The organism is Conexibacter sp. JCM 18997 (genome assembly GCF_055391915.1).
The window spans coordinates 4,720,195-4,733,690 of sequence record NZ_AP043885.1; the positions used below are offsets into that span (position 1 = coordinate 4,720,195).

At 73.7% G+C, this 13,496-nt stretch carries 12 protein-coding genes and 3 tRNA genes; 7 read left to right on the forward strand and 8 right to left on the reverse strand.

The genetic code is table 11. From position 1 onward, the window contains the following. Nucleotides 1–10: 10 nt before the first annotated feature. Both ACZ5UI_RS23715 and ACZ5UI_RS23720 read right to left on the reverse strand, forming a co-directional pair. Complete coding sequence (locus ACZ5UI_RS23715) at nt 11–2,818, reverse strand: helix-turn-helix transcriptional regulator (protein ID WP_464191754.1); 2,808 nt, start codon at nt 2,816–2,818, stop codon at nt 11–13. A 40-nt stretch (nt 2,819–2,858) separates the two neighbouring features. Then, nucleotides 2,859–2,945, reverse strand: a tRNA-Ser gene (locus tag ACZ5UI_RS23720). A gap of 116 nt (nt 2,946–3,061) precedes the next feature. Between ACZ5UI_RS23720 and ACZ5UI_RS23725 the strand changes: the two genes are divergently transcribed. Together ACZ5UI_RS23725 and ACZ5UI_RS23730 are read left to right on the forward strand one after the other, a co-directional pair. Beyond that, the gene (locus ACZ5UI_RS23725; RefSeq protein WP_464191756.1) at nt 3,062–3,406 is read left to right on the forward strand and encodes a hypothetical protein; all 345 of its coding nucleotides are present in this window, start codon (nt 3,062–3,064) and stop codon (nt 3,404–3,406) included. Nucleotides 3,407–3,462: 56 nt separating this feature from the next. Next, nucleotides 3,463–3,804 (forward strand): hypothetical protein, encoded by a 342-nt coding sequence (locus ACZ5UI_RS23730; protein WP_464191758.1) that lies wholly within the window; start codon nt 3,463–3,465, stop codon nt 3,802–3,804. A gap of 4 nt (nt 3,805–3,808) precedes the next feature. Here the strand turns inward: ACZ5UI_RS23730 and ACZ5UI_RS23735 are convergent, their stop codons facing one another. Genes ACZ5UI_RS23735 through ACZ5UI_RS23760 form a run of 6 tightly spaced genes read right to left on the reverse strand, consistent with a single transcriptional unit; the run spans nt 3,809 to nt 9,584 of the window. Continuing rightward, the gene (locus tag ACZ5UI_RS23735; protein ID WP_464191760.1) at nt 3,809–4,006 is read right to left on the reverse strand and encodes a hypothetical protein; all 198 of its coding nucleotides are present in this window, start codon (nt 4,004–4,006) and stop codon (nt 3,809–3,811) included. Nucleotides 4,007–4,024: 18 nt separating this feature from the next. Beyond that, nucleotides 4,025–4,843: an HAD-IIA family hydrolase gene (locus ACZ5UI_RS23740; RefSeq protein ID WP_464191763.1), complete on the reverse strand. Its 819-nt coding sequence runs from the start codon at nt 4,841–4,843 to the stop codon at nt 4,025–4,027. Continuing rightward, nucleotides 4,833–6,293, reverse strand: a complete 1,461-nt coding sequence (locus ACZ5UI_RS23745) for a biotin carboxyl carrier protein (protein ID WP_464191765.1) — start codon at nt 6,291–6,293, stop codon at nt 4,833–4,835. Before ACZ5UI_RS23745 ends, ACZ5UI_RS23740 begins: the two co-directional genes overlap by 11 nt. After that, nucleotides 6,290–6,727: an acetyl-CoA carboxylase biotin carboxyl carrier protein gene (gene accB, locus ACZ5UI_RS23750; protein ID WP_464191767.1), complete on the reverse strand. Its 438-nt coding sequence runs from the start codon at nt 6,725–6,727 to the stop codon at nt 6,290–6,292. The genes ACZ5UI_RS23745 and accB overlap by 4 nt, the downstream gene beginning before the upstream one ends. After that, complete coding sequence (locus tag ACZ5UI_RS23755) at nt 6,727–7,746, reverse strand: PEP/pyruvate-binding domain-containing protein (protein ID WP_464191769.1); 1,020 nt, start codon at nt 7,744–7,746, stop codon at nt 6,727–6,729. Before ACZ5UI_RS23755 ends, accB begins: the two co-directional genes overlap by 1 nt. Beyond that, complete coding sequence (locus tag ACZ5UI_RS23760; protein ID WP_464191771.1) at nt 7,746–9,584, reverse strand: PEP-utilizing enzyme; 1,839 nt, start codon at nt 9,582–9,584, stop codon at nt 7,746–7,748. Before ACZ5UI_RS23760 ends, ACZ5UI_RS23755 begins: the two co-directional genes overlap by 1 nt. 136 nt (nt 9,585–9,720) lie before the next feature. Here ACZ5UI_RS23760 and ACZ5UI_RS23765 point away from each other — a divergent pair. The 5 genes from ACZ5UI_RS23765 to ACZ5UI_RS23785 all read left to right on the forward strand — a co-directional run bounded on the left by ACZ5UI_RS23765 (nt 9,721) and on the right by ACZ5UI_RS23785 (nt 13,482). Next, nucleotides 9,721–9,809, forward strand: a tRNA-Ser gene (locus ACZ5UI_RS23765). 61 nt (nt 9,810–9,870) lie between these two features. Then, nucleotides 9,871–11,109, forward strand: a complete 1,239-nt coding sequence (locus tag ACZ5UI_RS23770; RefSeq protein WP_464191773.1) for a hypothetical protein — start codon at nt 9,871–9,873, stop codon at nt 11,107–11,109. Between the two features lie 55 nt (nt 11,110–11,164). After that, on the forward strand, nt 11,165–12,391 hold the full coding sequence (locus tag ACZ5UI_RS23775; RefSeq protein WP_464191775.1) for a hypothetical protein: 1,227 nt from the start codon (nt 11,165–11,167) through the stop codon (nt 12,389–12,391). A 40-nt stretch (nt 12,392–12,431) separates the two neighbouring features. Further along, a tRNA-Arg gene (locus ACZ5UI_RS23780) sits at nt 12,432–12,505 on the forward strand. 41 nt (nt 12,506–12,546) lie between these two features. After that, nucleotides 12,547–13,482: a Gfo/Idh/MocA family protein gene (locus ACZ5UI_RS23785; RefSeq protein WP_464191778.1), complete on the forward strand. Its 936-nt coding sequence runs from the start codon at nt 12,547–12,549 to the stop codon at nt 13,480–13,482. Nucleotides 13,483–13,496: the final 14 nt, after the last annotated feature.

Genomic DNA, 13,496 nt, shown 5'->3' on the forward strand with positions numbered 1-13,496 from the left:
GGCCTTCGCATCAGGGTGCTACCCCGAACTTCAGCGTCTCCGCCACTCGCGCGCGGGCGCCCTGACCGCCGAGGCCGAGCTTGGCGTAGGCGTGGGACAGGTGCGTCTCGACGGTCTTGACGGTCACGAACAGCTGCTGGGCGATCTCGACGTTCGAGCGGCCGGCGGCGGCCAGCCGGGCGATCCGCAGCTCCGAGGCGGTCAGCGCCTCGACGCCGCTGCGCACGATGCGGCGCGGTCGCCCGCCGGCGGCGCGCAGCTCCTCCTGCGCGCTGGCCACCAGCGCGTCGGCGCCGCAGCGCCAGGCCAGCTCGAGCCCGGCCGTGAGGTGCGTGCGCGCCTCGACGCGCTGCCCGCCGCGGCGGAGCGCGGAGCCGAGCGCGACGAGCGAGCGGGCGTGCTCCAGCCGCGCCGGCGAGCGCTGCAGGACGTCGACCGACTCGCGCAGCGTGGCGATCCCCGCGCCGTTGCCGCCCAGCAGCCCGCTGGCCCGCAGGGCGACCCCGAGCGCCCGCGGCAGCCCCGTACGGCGGGCCAGCGCGGCCTCCTCCTCGGCCAACGCGACCGCCGCGTCGTGGTCGGCCGGGGAGAGGGCCAGCGCGAGCGCCGACCGCCAGCCCACGTGGCCGGGACCGATGCCGAGGGCGGAGAAGGTCTCGGCCGACGCGCGCAGGTCCTCGAACGCGCGACGCCGGTCGCCGTGCGCGTGTCGCAGCCGGCCGCGGGTGTGCAGCAGCAGCGCGCCGCCGACAGTGCCGAGGTAGGCGGGCTCCAGCTCGATCGTCTCGACCAGCGCGGCGATGTCCCCGAGGTCGGGGCGCTCCAGGAGCGTGTCGACGACCGTGTAGACGACGCTCGTCACCCACATGGCCATCCCGGTCGCCACGGCGACGTCGAACCCGGGGCGCGCCTCGGCCGCGGCCGTGGGCAGATCCCCACGCCGATCGGCGACCCAGGCCCGGAAGGTGGGCGGGCCGAACTGCGTGAGCAGGGATCCGACCGTGCGGCCGTGGCGCTCGAGCTCGTCGATGACCTCCAGCGCGCGGTCGTAGCGCTCGACGCTGACCAGCGCCATCACCGGTTGCGCGCCCAGCCAGCCGCCGCCCGACCCGTCGCCGAGCAGGACGTCGTCGCGCAGGGCCTGATCGACCAGCACCTCGGCGGCGTCGGCGTCCTCGCCCCGGAGGGCGACCTGGGCGGCCAGGAGCGCCCGCAGCGCGTGGGCCGACCAGCCCGGGCCCTCGGCCAGCTGCTCGATGCGCGCGCGGTCGCGGACGAACTCGCCGACCATGTGCGGGTCGTTGACGGCGATCCCGGTGCGGATCAGCTCGATGTCGGTGACCAGCCCGACGTCCTCGGTCTGTGCGGCCAACCCCGCCAGGTCCAGCGATCGCACCTCGGCCCAGCGGCCGGCCGCGACCAGGCCGTCGGCCAAGGTCAGCGTCGCGGCCACGCGCAGCCGGATGTCGTTGGTCTCGGCGATGGCCAGCGACAGGTGTTCCAGCGCGGAGGGGTCGCGGACCGCCAGCTCGGCGCGGCCGAGCTCGAACAGCAGCGCCGCGCGGGCCGGCCCGGTGGCGCCTTCCTCCAGCGCGCGGCGCAGCAGGCGCACGGCGGCCTCGGGCGCGGCGCGGGCGGCGGCGGAGCGCGCGGCGGCCAGCAGCCCGTCGATCACCAGCTCGGAGCCCGTGGGCCGCAGCGCGGCCAGGTGCGCGGCCCTGGCCTCCGGGGCGTCGAGCAGCTGTGCGGCGGCAGCGGCGTGCGCGGCGTCGCGCTCGGCCACCGACAGCCCGTCGTAGATCGAGCGGCGAACGAGCGGATGGACGAACGCGAACGGGTCGTCGGTGGCGAGCACCTCGATCTGGCGCAGCCGGCGAGCGATGCGCGCGGCGTCCGCCTGGTCGATCCCGGCCAGGTCCGCGGCGGCGTCCAGCGCGCCGCCGTCGCCGAGCACGGCCATCGCCACCGCCAGCGCCGGCGCGTCGGGCGAGACCTTGGCCACCCGGCGGGCCACGCGCGCCGCGAGCGTCGGCACCGTCGCGGCGGTCACGCGCTCGGGCCCGCCGAGGCCGTCCTCGCCGGCGGTCCGCAGCAGCTCGCGCAGGTACAGGGGGTTGCCGGCGCTGGTGGCGTGACAGGCGCGGCAGGTGGCGTCGTCGGCGGTCGGGTCGGCGGTGCGCACGAGCGCGGCGACGGCGACCTCGCTGAGCGGGCGTGTGGTCAGGCGGGTGGCGCCGGCCACGGTGCGCAGATCGTCGATCAGCGCCTCGGGTGCGCCGGGCTCGTCCGGGCGCAGGCCGACGATCAGCGCGACGGGCAGGTCGCCCAGGCGTCGGGCGAGGTGGCCGAGCGCGCGGATCGAGCCGTCGTCGGCCCAGTGCGCGTCGTCCACGACCAGCGCAAGCGGCCCGCGATCCGCCGTGTTGGCGGCCAGCCAGTAGAGCGCGTTGAGCGCCCCGAACGGGTCGGTGGGCGGCGCGACGCGGCCCTGGTCGGCGATCCACCCGGCGGGCGCGGCGGCGCCGCTGAGCAGCGCGGCGCGCTCGGTGTCGGGGGCGGCGCGCAGGAGCGGCTCGAACAGCTGGCGCACGCAGCCGAACGGGAAGTCGCGCTCGAGCTCGCCGCCGGTGGCGCTGAGGACCTGCAGCCCCTGCTCGGCGGCCGCGTCGCGCGCGTCGGCCAGCAGGGCGCTCTTGCCGCTGCCGGCGGCGCCCTCGACCAGCACGAGCCGGCCGGCGCCGGCGCTCGCGGCGGTCAGCGCCCCGCGGATCTCCAAGCGCTCGCCATCGCGCTCGAGCAGGTCGCCGGTCGCCAGCATCTGGGAAACATATGGCTCGCGCGAGACGCGCGACCGACAGCGGAGGGGGCGGGATTCGAACCCGCGAACGACTTGCGCCGTCTCCGGTTTTCAAGACCGGTGCATTCAACCGCTCTGCCACCCCTCCGGGAAGGCGCAGGCTAGCCGCCGTCCGGTGCGTTGCTTGTCGGATCCCTCGGGCTCAGGCCGAGAGATCCGACAAGCAACGCGGAAGAACCGTGGGCGCGCGGTCGTCTCAGGGGTATGAGCCCCGATGGCGCCCATGCGAACGCGACCTGGCCGCTGCTCCTGCGCAGCGCGCTGCTGCTGCTCGCCATCGTGCTGCTGGTGCTGCAGGCGGTGGCGGTGGTCGACCTGCTCAGCTACGACCCGCCGCCCGGGTTCGTGCCCGACGACGAGGACCAGTACGTGCGCTACGGCCTGACCGGGTTGCCCGCGCTCGGCCTGTACGTGGGTGGCGCGTGGCTGGCCATCGGCGGCCTGCGCGACCTGACGCGCCCCGCGCGCTGGACCGCGGCGCTGCTGGCGGCCGGCGTGGTCGCCTCGCTGGGCTGGCTGTGGTCGATGATCGGCCTGGTCAGCGGCTGATACGACACCCGTTGAGCACACGGAAGAAACCCGGGCGCACGGCCGTCAACGGGGATGTGACGAGGCACGAGGCCGACCCACTTCCCGCCTGGCAGATCGCTGCGCGCGGCACCGTCGTGTGCGTCGCGCTCGCGCTGTCGCTGATCCAGGCCACGCTCGTGCTCGGCCTGCTGTCGCACGTCGCCCCGCCCGGCTTCGTGCCCGCCGACGCCTCGCAGTACGTCAAGTACGCGATCAGCGGCGCGCCCGTCCTCGGGCTCTACCTGTGGTCCGTCTCGCTCGGCCTCGCCGCGCTGCGCGACCCCGCCCGGCCCGCCCGCTGGGCCGGCTCGACCGTCGTCGCCGGCATGGTCGCCTCCGCCGCCTGGCTGTGGTCGATGCTCGGCTTGCTGGCCTGAGGCGTCAGCGCGGGCGATCGGGGTTCTTCGCCGGGCGGCTGTGCGGCCAGATCGTCAGCGCGAGCAGGAAGACGGCCCCGACCCCTTCGCCGACGACGGCAACGCGGGCGTTGCCGGTGACCGCCCAGCCCACGAGCCCGGCCAGCAGGATCACCAGGCCGACGGCTTCCATCCGAGTGACGCGCCAAAAGGAGGGGCTCATGGTCGGTGAATACCCAACTCAGAGCCGACCGAGTAGCTCGGCGATCGAGTCGACGACCGCGTGCGGGCGGCGCGCCTCGGGCACGCGCGTCAGGTCGGATCCGCCGCTGATGCCGGTGCGGACCAGGACGGTGCGCGAGCCGCCGGTGTGGCCGAGGCCGATGTCCATGCGCACGTCGTCGCCGACGACGACCAGGCGGTCGGAGGGGATACCCAGGCGGTCGACGACGGTCCGGACCGCGGCGCGGGAGGGCTTGCCGACGATCGTCGGGCGGCGCGCGGAGGCCTTGGCGATCGCCGCGGTGGTCATCGCGCCGCGGCTGAAGATCGGGCCGTCGGCGCCGGAGTAGGCCGACACGTAGGAGGCGGTCAGCAGCGGGGCGCCGGCCACCACCGCGCGGGCCGCGGCCTCCAGCTGGGGCAGCGTGACGTCCTGCACGTGGGCCACGAAGACGACGTCGGCGGTGTCCTCCTCGCCCTCGGCCACGAGCGTCACGCCGGAAGCCTCGATGCGGTCGGCCGCCGGGTCGGTGGCCAGCAACAGGACGCGGGCGCCCAGATGGCGGCGCTGGGCGTAGTCGATGAACGAGTCGACCGGGGTCAGCGCCGCGTCGTCGGCCACCGGCAGCCCGACCGCGCGCAGCTCGTGCGCGAGCTCGCGCGGCTGGATGTGCGTGCCGTTGGTGAACACCGCGAACGGCCGCCCGGCGTCGCGCAGCGCCGACAGCACCTCGACCGCGCCCGGCACCACGTGCAGCCGGTGGTCGCGCCCGCGCTGGACGAGCGTCCCGTCGACGTCGAAGACGAACCCCTCGGCATCCCCGAGCTCAAGCGGCACGGCGCCACACCACCACGTCGTCGCCCTTGCCCACCCGCGCGTAGGTGATGTCCGGCCGCCGGGCCAGCTCGGCCAGCAGCGTGACCAGCGGCGAGCGCCCGGGCCGCGCGGCGGCCAGCGGCGCGGAGCCGTCGCGGCGGATCGCGTCGACCTGCTCGGCCGGCATGGTCAGGCGCAGCAGCAGCTCCTCCTCGCTCATCCGCGGGCCGAAGCGCTCGCGCGCGCCCTCCAGCGACAGCGGTGTCACCGCGGCCAGCTCCTTCGCGCGCGGCCGCGACAGCACCTTGTCGGCCACCTCGGGATCGACCGGCGCCGGCGGGGCGCCGAAGTGGCCCAGGAAGTAGCGGATCACCTCGTCGGGCACCTGCGCGTAGCGCTCGGGACCCATCACGTTCATCGACGCCTGCGTGACCAGGAACTGCGCATACGGCGTCACCACGATCGGATAGCCGAACTCGGCCCGCACGCGGGCGACCTCGTCCAGCGCCGCGTCGAACAGGTCGCCCCGGCGGATCTCCTGCAGCTGCCGGCGCATGGTCGTGACCACGCCGCCGGGGAGCTGGTGGGTCTCGTACGTCGCGTCGTACTCGGCCGGCTGACCGAGCGGCAGCCCCTTGGCCGCAGCCAGCGCCCGGAAGTGCGCGGACATCTCCTCCAGCGCGCCGAGGTCGAGGTCGTGGCTGAAGCCGAGCGCCTCGAGGTTGCGCACGGTGGACTCGGTCGACGGCTGCGAGGTCCCGTTGGCCACCGGCGCGCAGGCCGTGTGCAGCGTCGAGAACCCCAGCCGCGCGCCCTCGATGTACGTGCGCGACGCGTGCCCGATCGTGCCGTGGCTGTGCAGCTCGACCGGTCGGCCGGCGAACGGCTCCAGGAACACCGGCGCCAGCTGGCGCAGGCGGTCGACGTCGACCAGGCCGCCTGGGTCCTTCAGGTACAGGCGATCGACGTGCGGGGACTCGGCCACCGCCAGCGCCCGCACGCGATAGTGCTCGTCGTCGTGCGCGGGCGAGCGCGAGTAGGTCAGCCCGACGACCACCTCCTCGGCGCCCTCCTCCTTGGCGATCTGCGCGACGAGCTTCAGCGCGTCGGGGTCGTTCGTCGGGTCGGCGATCTGCACGCGTCGGATCCCGTTGCGGACGACCAGCCGGAAGGCCAGGCGGATCACGTCCTCCTCGGCCGGCTCCCACGAGATGAAGCGCATCCCGGTGGTCAGGAAGTTCAGCATCGTCGTGGGCATCGCCGCGCTGACCGCGCGCAGGCGCTCCCACGGGTCCTCGCGGTGGTAGCGCACCGAGATCGCCATGTGCGTCGAGGTGGTGAAGTCCAGCGCGCGGAAGCCGACCCGCTCGATCACCGGCGCGATGGCCAGCACGTCGGGCGTGGTCAGGCCGGTCGCGCCCCACAGCGACTGGTTGCCGTCGCGCGTGGTGGTGTCGACGAACTCGATCACGCGGCCACGCGGAACAGCGGCTGGCCGTACTCGACCAGCTCGGCGTTGCCGGCGCAGATCTCGACGATCGTGCCGCTCACGCCCGCCTCGATCGAGTTCATCATCTTCATGACCTCGATCACGCAGACCACGGTGCCGGCCTCCACCGTCGCCCCGACCTCGACGAACGGCGCCTTCCCAGGCGCCTCGGCCCGATAGAAGGTGCCGAGCATCGGGGCGGTGATGTCCAGCGCGCCGTTGGTGGGGGGCGCGGCGGGCGGCGCCGTCGACGGCGCCGGGGCGGCCGCGCGGACCGGCTCGTCCTCGACGAGCGGCGGGCCACCCCCGCGCCGCACGTGCAGCGACAGCCCCTCGCTCTCCAGGCGCAGCTCGTCCAGCCCGGACTCGTCGATCAGCCGCAGGATCTCGCGGACGTCCTCGTCGCTGAGGGCCATCAGGACCGGGCGCCCGCGCCGAACGTGCCCATCAGCAACGACATCGCCGACGTCGGCGGTGTGGCCGGAGGGTCGGGCAACGTCGTCACCGGCCGCGCCTGCAGCACGTGCAGCGCGCCCGCGCGATCCAGCGCCCACTCGACGTCCTGGTGGGAGCCGAAGTGCCGCTGGACCGTCTTGGCCAGCTCGGCCAGCTCGGCCAGGCGCTCCGCGTCCAGCGTGGTCGCCGACCGGCGCGCGTCGTCGACCTCGCGCTCGATCGTGCCGCCGCCCGCGGGGTCCGGCACGTGCTCGATGTGCTTGTCGTTGATGGTCGAGCGCACCACCTCACCGGTGACCTTGGAGACGAGGAAGTCGTCGGGTGTGACCTCGCCGCCGACGACGGCCAGCCCCAGGCCCCAGCTCGCGTTGACGGCCACCACCGACGGGTCGCCGCTGACCGGGTTGCAGGTGAACAGCACGCCCGAGACCTCGGCATCGACCATCGTCTGGATCGTCACGCCCATCGCCGGCGCGGCCGTGGCGTCGCCCAGCTTGGCCCGGTAGGTGATCGCCGGCGCGCTGTACAGCGAGGCCCAGCAGTCGCGCACCGCGCCGCACACCGCGGCGGCGCCGCGCACCCACAGGTAGGTCTCCTGCTGGCCGGCGAACGTCGCGTCCGCGCCGTCCTCGCCGCGCGCGCTGGAGCGCACCGCGACCGGCGCGTCGCCGGCGCCGTAGCGGGCCTCGATCTCCGCACGGACGTCGTCGGGCAGCTCGGCCCCCACGATCAGCGCGGCGCACGCGTCGGCGGCCGCGTGCACGGACGCCGTGTCGTCGAGGTCCAGCCCGTCCAGCGCCGCGGCGATCGCCTCGGCCAGCTCGCCGGCGACGAACGCCTCGAACGCGCTGGCCCCGAGCGCGAACCCGCCCGGCACGGGGATCCCGCCGGCGAGCAGCTCGCCCAGCGAGGCCGACTTGCCCCCGAACGCATCGGCGTCACCGGCCCGCAGCTCGTGCAGCTGGCGGGTGTGAGCCACTACGCGTCCTCCAGGATCGTCACCACGCCGTTGGTCCCGTCGACCCGGATGCGCTGTCCATCCTTGATGGTCGACGTCGCGCGCCCGGTGCCCACGACCGCGGGCATCCCGTACTCGCGGCAGACGATCGCGGCGTGGGACATGATCCCGCCGATGTCGGTCACGCAGGCGCGGATCTTGGAGAAGATCGGCGACCAGGCCGGCGACGTGATGGTGCAGACGAGGATCTCGTCGGCCCGGATGTCGGAGATGCCGTTGACCGTGCGCACGACGCGGGCGATGCCCTCGACGGTGCCCGGCGAGGCGGCCGCGCCGCGCAGCTCGCGCAGGTCGGCGCCCTGCTCGCCGGCGCGCGCCCACTCCTGCAGCCGCGCGGGGGTCACGCCCCACAGCATCAGCGTCATCGGGTCGCTGACCGACTCGGGCATCGTGCCCAGCGCGGGCGGCGGCGTCCACTGCGCCAGCCGCTCGAGCAGCTGCTTGCGCCTGGTGACGATCGGCGGCCAGTGGGCGGGCCCCAGCGGTGCGCCGCCGGTGGCCCAGCTCAGGCTCAGCTCGTCCAGCGCCGTGCCCACCTCGTGCCGGGACAGCTGGAAGACGTCCTCGCCGTCCTCCAGGAAGCCGTGCTCGGCCAGCAGCGCGCCGAACTCGCGCATCTTGTTGAAGAAGCGCCCCTGGAACCAGTAGTCGCACCAGAACTTGTGCTCCTCCACGTAGGGGAACACCGTGCGCGAGAGGGCGAGCAGCTCGTTGAAGGTCTGCTGGGCCCCCGCGTCCATCAGCGACGCGTACTCCGTGGCCAGGCGCTCGCGCTCGGCCTCGATCTGGGCGGTCGGCCGGTCGATCTCCCGGCCCTCGGCCAGCGCGGCGATGTGGCCGGTGAGCGACGCGTAGGGGATCGACGGGTCGTCGAACCAGGTGCCGTAGTAGTGGTAGAGGCCGTCGCCGGTGCCCATGTTGAACCACGGGTCCTTGATCGCCTCCAGCTCGGCCAGCCACGTCCGCCCGGCCTCGGTCTGCTCCAGCTCGGCGTCGATCTCGGCTGGCGTGCGCCCTTCGACGAACGCGCCGTCGACGCCCTGGGAGCGGGCCAGCCGGGCCAGGCGGCGCAGCTCGGTGTCGGCCCGGAACAGGATCACGTCGACCCCGGCGACCATCTGCGCGATGTGCTGGTCGGGGATGTCGGGCAGCTGCGCCTTGCAGAAGTCGGCGAACGTCGCGTAGGCGCCGTAGCCGAGCAGCAGGAACTCGAAGTGGTGCTCCCACATCTCGTCGGCGCAGCGCAGCGTGCGGTCATAGGCGGTGAGCAGGCGCACGTGGCTGACCTGCTGGCCCTCGAAGGCGACCGCGTCGGGCTCGTACTCGGGCAGCGTGGGCACCTCGAGATCGGTGATCTCGGCCAGCAGCGCCTCCATCTTCGTGCGCCACTGGGCGTACAGCTCGTCCCAGTTGGTGAAGTAGTGGCCCGCGCGCTTCTCGAAGTACGCCGCCCGCTCGCCCATCTTGGCCGGATCGGTGACGACGTTGCCCGAGATGTAGACGTAGCCGTTGACGATCCGGTAGTCGACGCCCATCGCGGGCGGCACGGCGAACACGCGGTTCTGCCAGGCACCGACGGCCTGGTAGGGCCCGTCGATGTCGCACACGTCGAAGGCCGGCATCGGCACGGGGAAGTGCTGGGAGTTCCAGAACCACAGCCGCGCCTCGTCGAGCTCCTGGCGAGCCGGCGCGAACAGCGCGTAGTACGGGTACATCTCCTCCCAGCCCTCGCAACCCGGCGGCGTCTCGATCGAGAACGGGCTCGGGAACGCGGCGGCAGGTGTGGCGGTCGCGGCCATCGGTGGTGCTCTCTCCTCAGTCGGTGGCGTCTGTGCGGGACGCCGTCCTCTCTCAGGAACCCTTATACCGAAGCCGACCTCCGCAGGCGGGGAACCGTGCACGGATGTCGAGGCTCTAGACTGCCTGGCTTCTCCCGGAGAGGTGGCCGAGTGGCTGAAGGCACTCGCCTGCTAAGCGAGTATGGGGGTTATTCTCCATCGCGGGTTCGAATCCCGCCCTCTCCGCTGTTGGTGCGTCCCGCTCCATCGCGCATCTTCGTGTGTTGGAGCGGGTATGAGCCGCGCCGTGTTCCGCCGAATTCCGCTCCTCACCGCGATGTTCGCCCTGCTGATCGCCGCGCCCGCCCTCGGGCAGGCCTTGGCGCCGAGCGCCGTCACGGGAACGACCACCGCCGTCGGTCGCGATGCCGCCACCCTGCACGGCACGATCAACCCGCGTTCGCTGCCGACCCAGTACTGGTTCGAGTACGGGACGACCGCGACGCTGGGCTCGCGCACGGCGACCAACGACGCGGGCAACGGTGACGACACGATCAACGTCGACGCGCAGATCGGCTCGTTGCGCGCCGGTACGACCTACCGCTACCGCGTCGTGGCCCGAAACGCGACCGGCACCACCGAAGGCGCCGTGCGCACGTTCCGCACCGATGCCGCCCCGCCCGCGCGTCCCGTGGCCACGACCGCCGCGGCCCGCGACATCACCCAGACGTCGGCCACGCTGGCCGGGTCGCTGAACAACCGCTCACAGGACGCGACCTACTACTTCGAGTGGGGCACGACGACGCAGTACGGCCAGAACACCGCCTCGACGCCGCTGCCCAGCGCCGCGACGACGCAGGACGTGACCGCCCCGCTGCCCGGGCTGACCGCCGACACGACCTACCACTTCCGCGTCGTCCTGGTGATCGGCTCGACGGCCACGCGCGGCAGCGACCGCAGCTTCCGCACCGACCGCGTGCCCAACGGCCTGCTGATCCAGGCCAGCGGCAACCCGGTCGGCTACGGCGCCAGCGTCGACCTGTTCGGCGTCCTGGCCGGCTCGGCCAACGCGGCCAAGACGATCACCGTGCAGGCCGACACGTTCCCCTACGACGGCAACTGGACCAACGTGGCCTCGGGGCGCACCGACGCCACCGGCGCCTACCGGATCGGCGTCAGCCCGATGCTGACCAACACGATGTTCCGCACCGTCGCCGGCACCACGCCCGCGGTGACCAGCCAGTCGCTGGTCGTCGGCGTGCGCCTGACCACCTCGCTGCGGGTCAGCACGACGCGCGTCAAGCGCGGCGGGCACGTGCGCTTCAGCGGCAGCGTCCGGCCCGATCAGGCCGGCGCGCCGATCTCGATCCAGAAGAAGCGCGACGGCCGTTGGGTCACGGTCGCCCGCACCCGGACGGGCGACGGCTCCGGCTTCAACCGGCGTGTGCGCATCACCAGCAGCGGTTCGTATCGCGCCGTCGCGCGACCGGTCGACGGCGGTCACGTGATGGGCAACAGCTCGAGCCGGTTAATCCGCGCGCGGTAGGTCGCCAAAACCGATCGCTGTACGGATCGCGGCGATTTCTGCGAGAGTCGCCGCCGTGATCCGCAAACTGCTGCTCCTGACGCTGTGTCTCGCGACGCTTGTCGCCACCCCCGCCTTCGGTCAGGGCGGCGTCGCACCGACCGTCGTGACCGGCAACGCCGACGTCAACAAGACGGCGGCGCTGATCCACGGAACCGTCGACCCCAACGGCGAGCCCACGCAGTACTGGGTGGAGTTCGGGGTGTCCGGCTTCGGCCAGCGCTCGGCCAAGTTCTCGCTGCAGGGCTTCTCGGATCCCACGGACGTCCAGGTGATCCTCACCAACCTGAACCCCGGCAAGACGTGGGTGTACCGCGTCGTCGCCCAGAACGCGGACGGGACCACCCAGGGCGCCGGCAAGACGTTCGTCACGCCGGTCGCGCCGGCCACGGCGACCACGAAGGACGCCGGAGCCATCACCCAGACCGGCGCCACGTTGACCGCGACGGTCAACAACAGCAACGCGGCCTCGTCGGTGTCCTTCGAGTACGGCCCGACCACGGCCTACGGCGCGAGCACGCCGGCCACGCCGGTCGGCCCGGCCCTGACCGACCAGAACGTCAGCGGCGCCGTGACCGGCCTGACCGCCGACACGACCTACCACTACCGCGTCGTCCAGCAGGTCAACGGCACCACCCAGCGCGGTGGTGACCGGACGTTCCAGACCACGAAGATCCCCAACGGCGTGCTTCTGCAGGCGTCGGCGCCGTTCGCCGCCTACAGCGGCAGCGTCGACCTGTCCGGCGTGCTGGTCGGCTCGGAGAACGCCGGCAAGGCGATCCACATCCAGGCCGACACCTGGCCGTTCGGCGGCAGCTGGGCCGAGGTGGCCGCCGGGCAGACCGACGGCACCGGCGCGTTCAAGATCACCGTGACGCCGCTGCTGGGCAACACGATGTTCCGGGCCGTGGCCGACACGAACCCTCAGGTGATCAGCCAGAACGTCACCGTCAGCGTGCCGCTGCAGGTGACGGTCAACGTGAGCGCCCAGCGCGTCTCCAAGGGCGATCGCGTGCGCTTCTTCGGCCAGATCGCGCCGAGCCAGTCGGGCGCGCAGGTGCTGATCCAGGCGCAGCGCGGGCGGCGCTGGGTCACCGTCGGCCGCGCGCGCAGCGGCGGGTCGGCCTTCAGCACCAAGGTCCGCATCCGCAGCACCGGCAGCTACCGCGCGATGGTGCAGCCGGCCGACGGCGGCCACCTGCCCGGCGCCAGCAGCAGCCGCTACATTCGGGTAGGTCGCTGATCTGGCCACCCTGAGCCGGTGGCTACACTGGCTCACCCGAGCGCCCGTAGCTCAGCTGGATAGAGCGTCGGTCTACGGAACCGAAGGTCAGAGGTTCGAATCCTCTCGGGCGCGCTACGAAACCCCTGCACCGGTGCGGGGGTTTTGTCGTTCTGATGCCGATCGACTTCGCCCTCCTGGGCTGTGCCCATCCGCACGTCCCTGACGTGCTCGGCGTGATGGCCGCCGAGCCCGACGTGCGCCTGGTCGCCGCCTGGGACGCGGATCCCTCCGCGATCCCGGGGGCGATCGCCGGCGCCGCCGTCGGTCGGGCCGAGACGGCGATCCGCCGCGCCGACGCGGTGATCATCTGCGCGCCGACCGATCAGCGGCCCGCGCTGTGCGCGCAGGCGGCGCGGGCCGGCCGCCCGCTGCTGGTCGAGAAGCCGATCGCCCGCACCGCGGCCGAGGCGCGCGGTGTGGCCCGCGAGGTGCAGCGCAGCCGTACGCCCGCCGTCGTCGCGCTGCACCTGCGGCAGGTTCCGGCGATCGCCCGGCTGGCCGCGGTCGTGCGCGAAGGCCTCCTGGGGCGGCTGTCGTCGGTGCGCCTGAGCCAGAGCCACCCGGGCGCGTTGGACGGCTGGTTCGACGGGCCGGTGGCCTGGATGCGCGAGCCCGAGCGGGCCGGCGTCGGCGGCTTCGGCGACCTGGCCTTCAACCTCGTCGACCTGCTGACCACGCTCCCGGCCGACGAGCCGTCGCGCCTGGCCGCGGTCACGCTCGATCGCGACGGGTCGTCCGACGTCGGCGGCACCGCGTTGGGCACCTGGGCCGGCGTGCCGCTGACCGTGCACGCCAGCTGGGCCGAGCGGCCGGGCGGATTGGAGATCGAGCTCAGCGCGGGCACCGCCACCGCGACCGTCCGCGGCGGGACGCTCGAGCTGATCCGCGAAGCCGGCCGGCCCGAGCGCTGGGTCGGCGCGCCGCCCGATGCCGGCGAGGCGGTGCGGGCGTTCGCCGCCGCGTTGCGCAGCCGTCGCTTCCCGCGCGACGGGCTGGCCGGCGCGGTGCGCGTGCAGGAGACGCTGGAGGCGGCGATCCGCGTCGGGTGAACGTCCGGGGAACG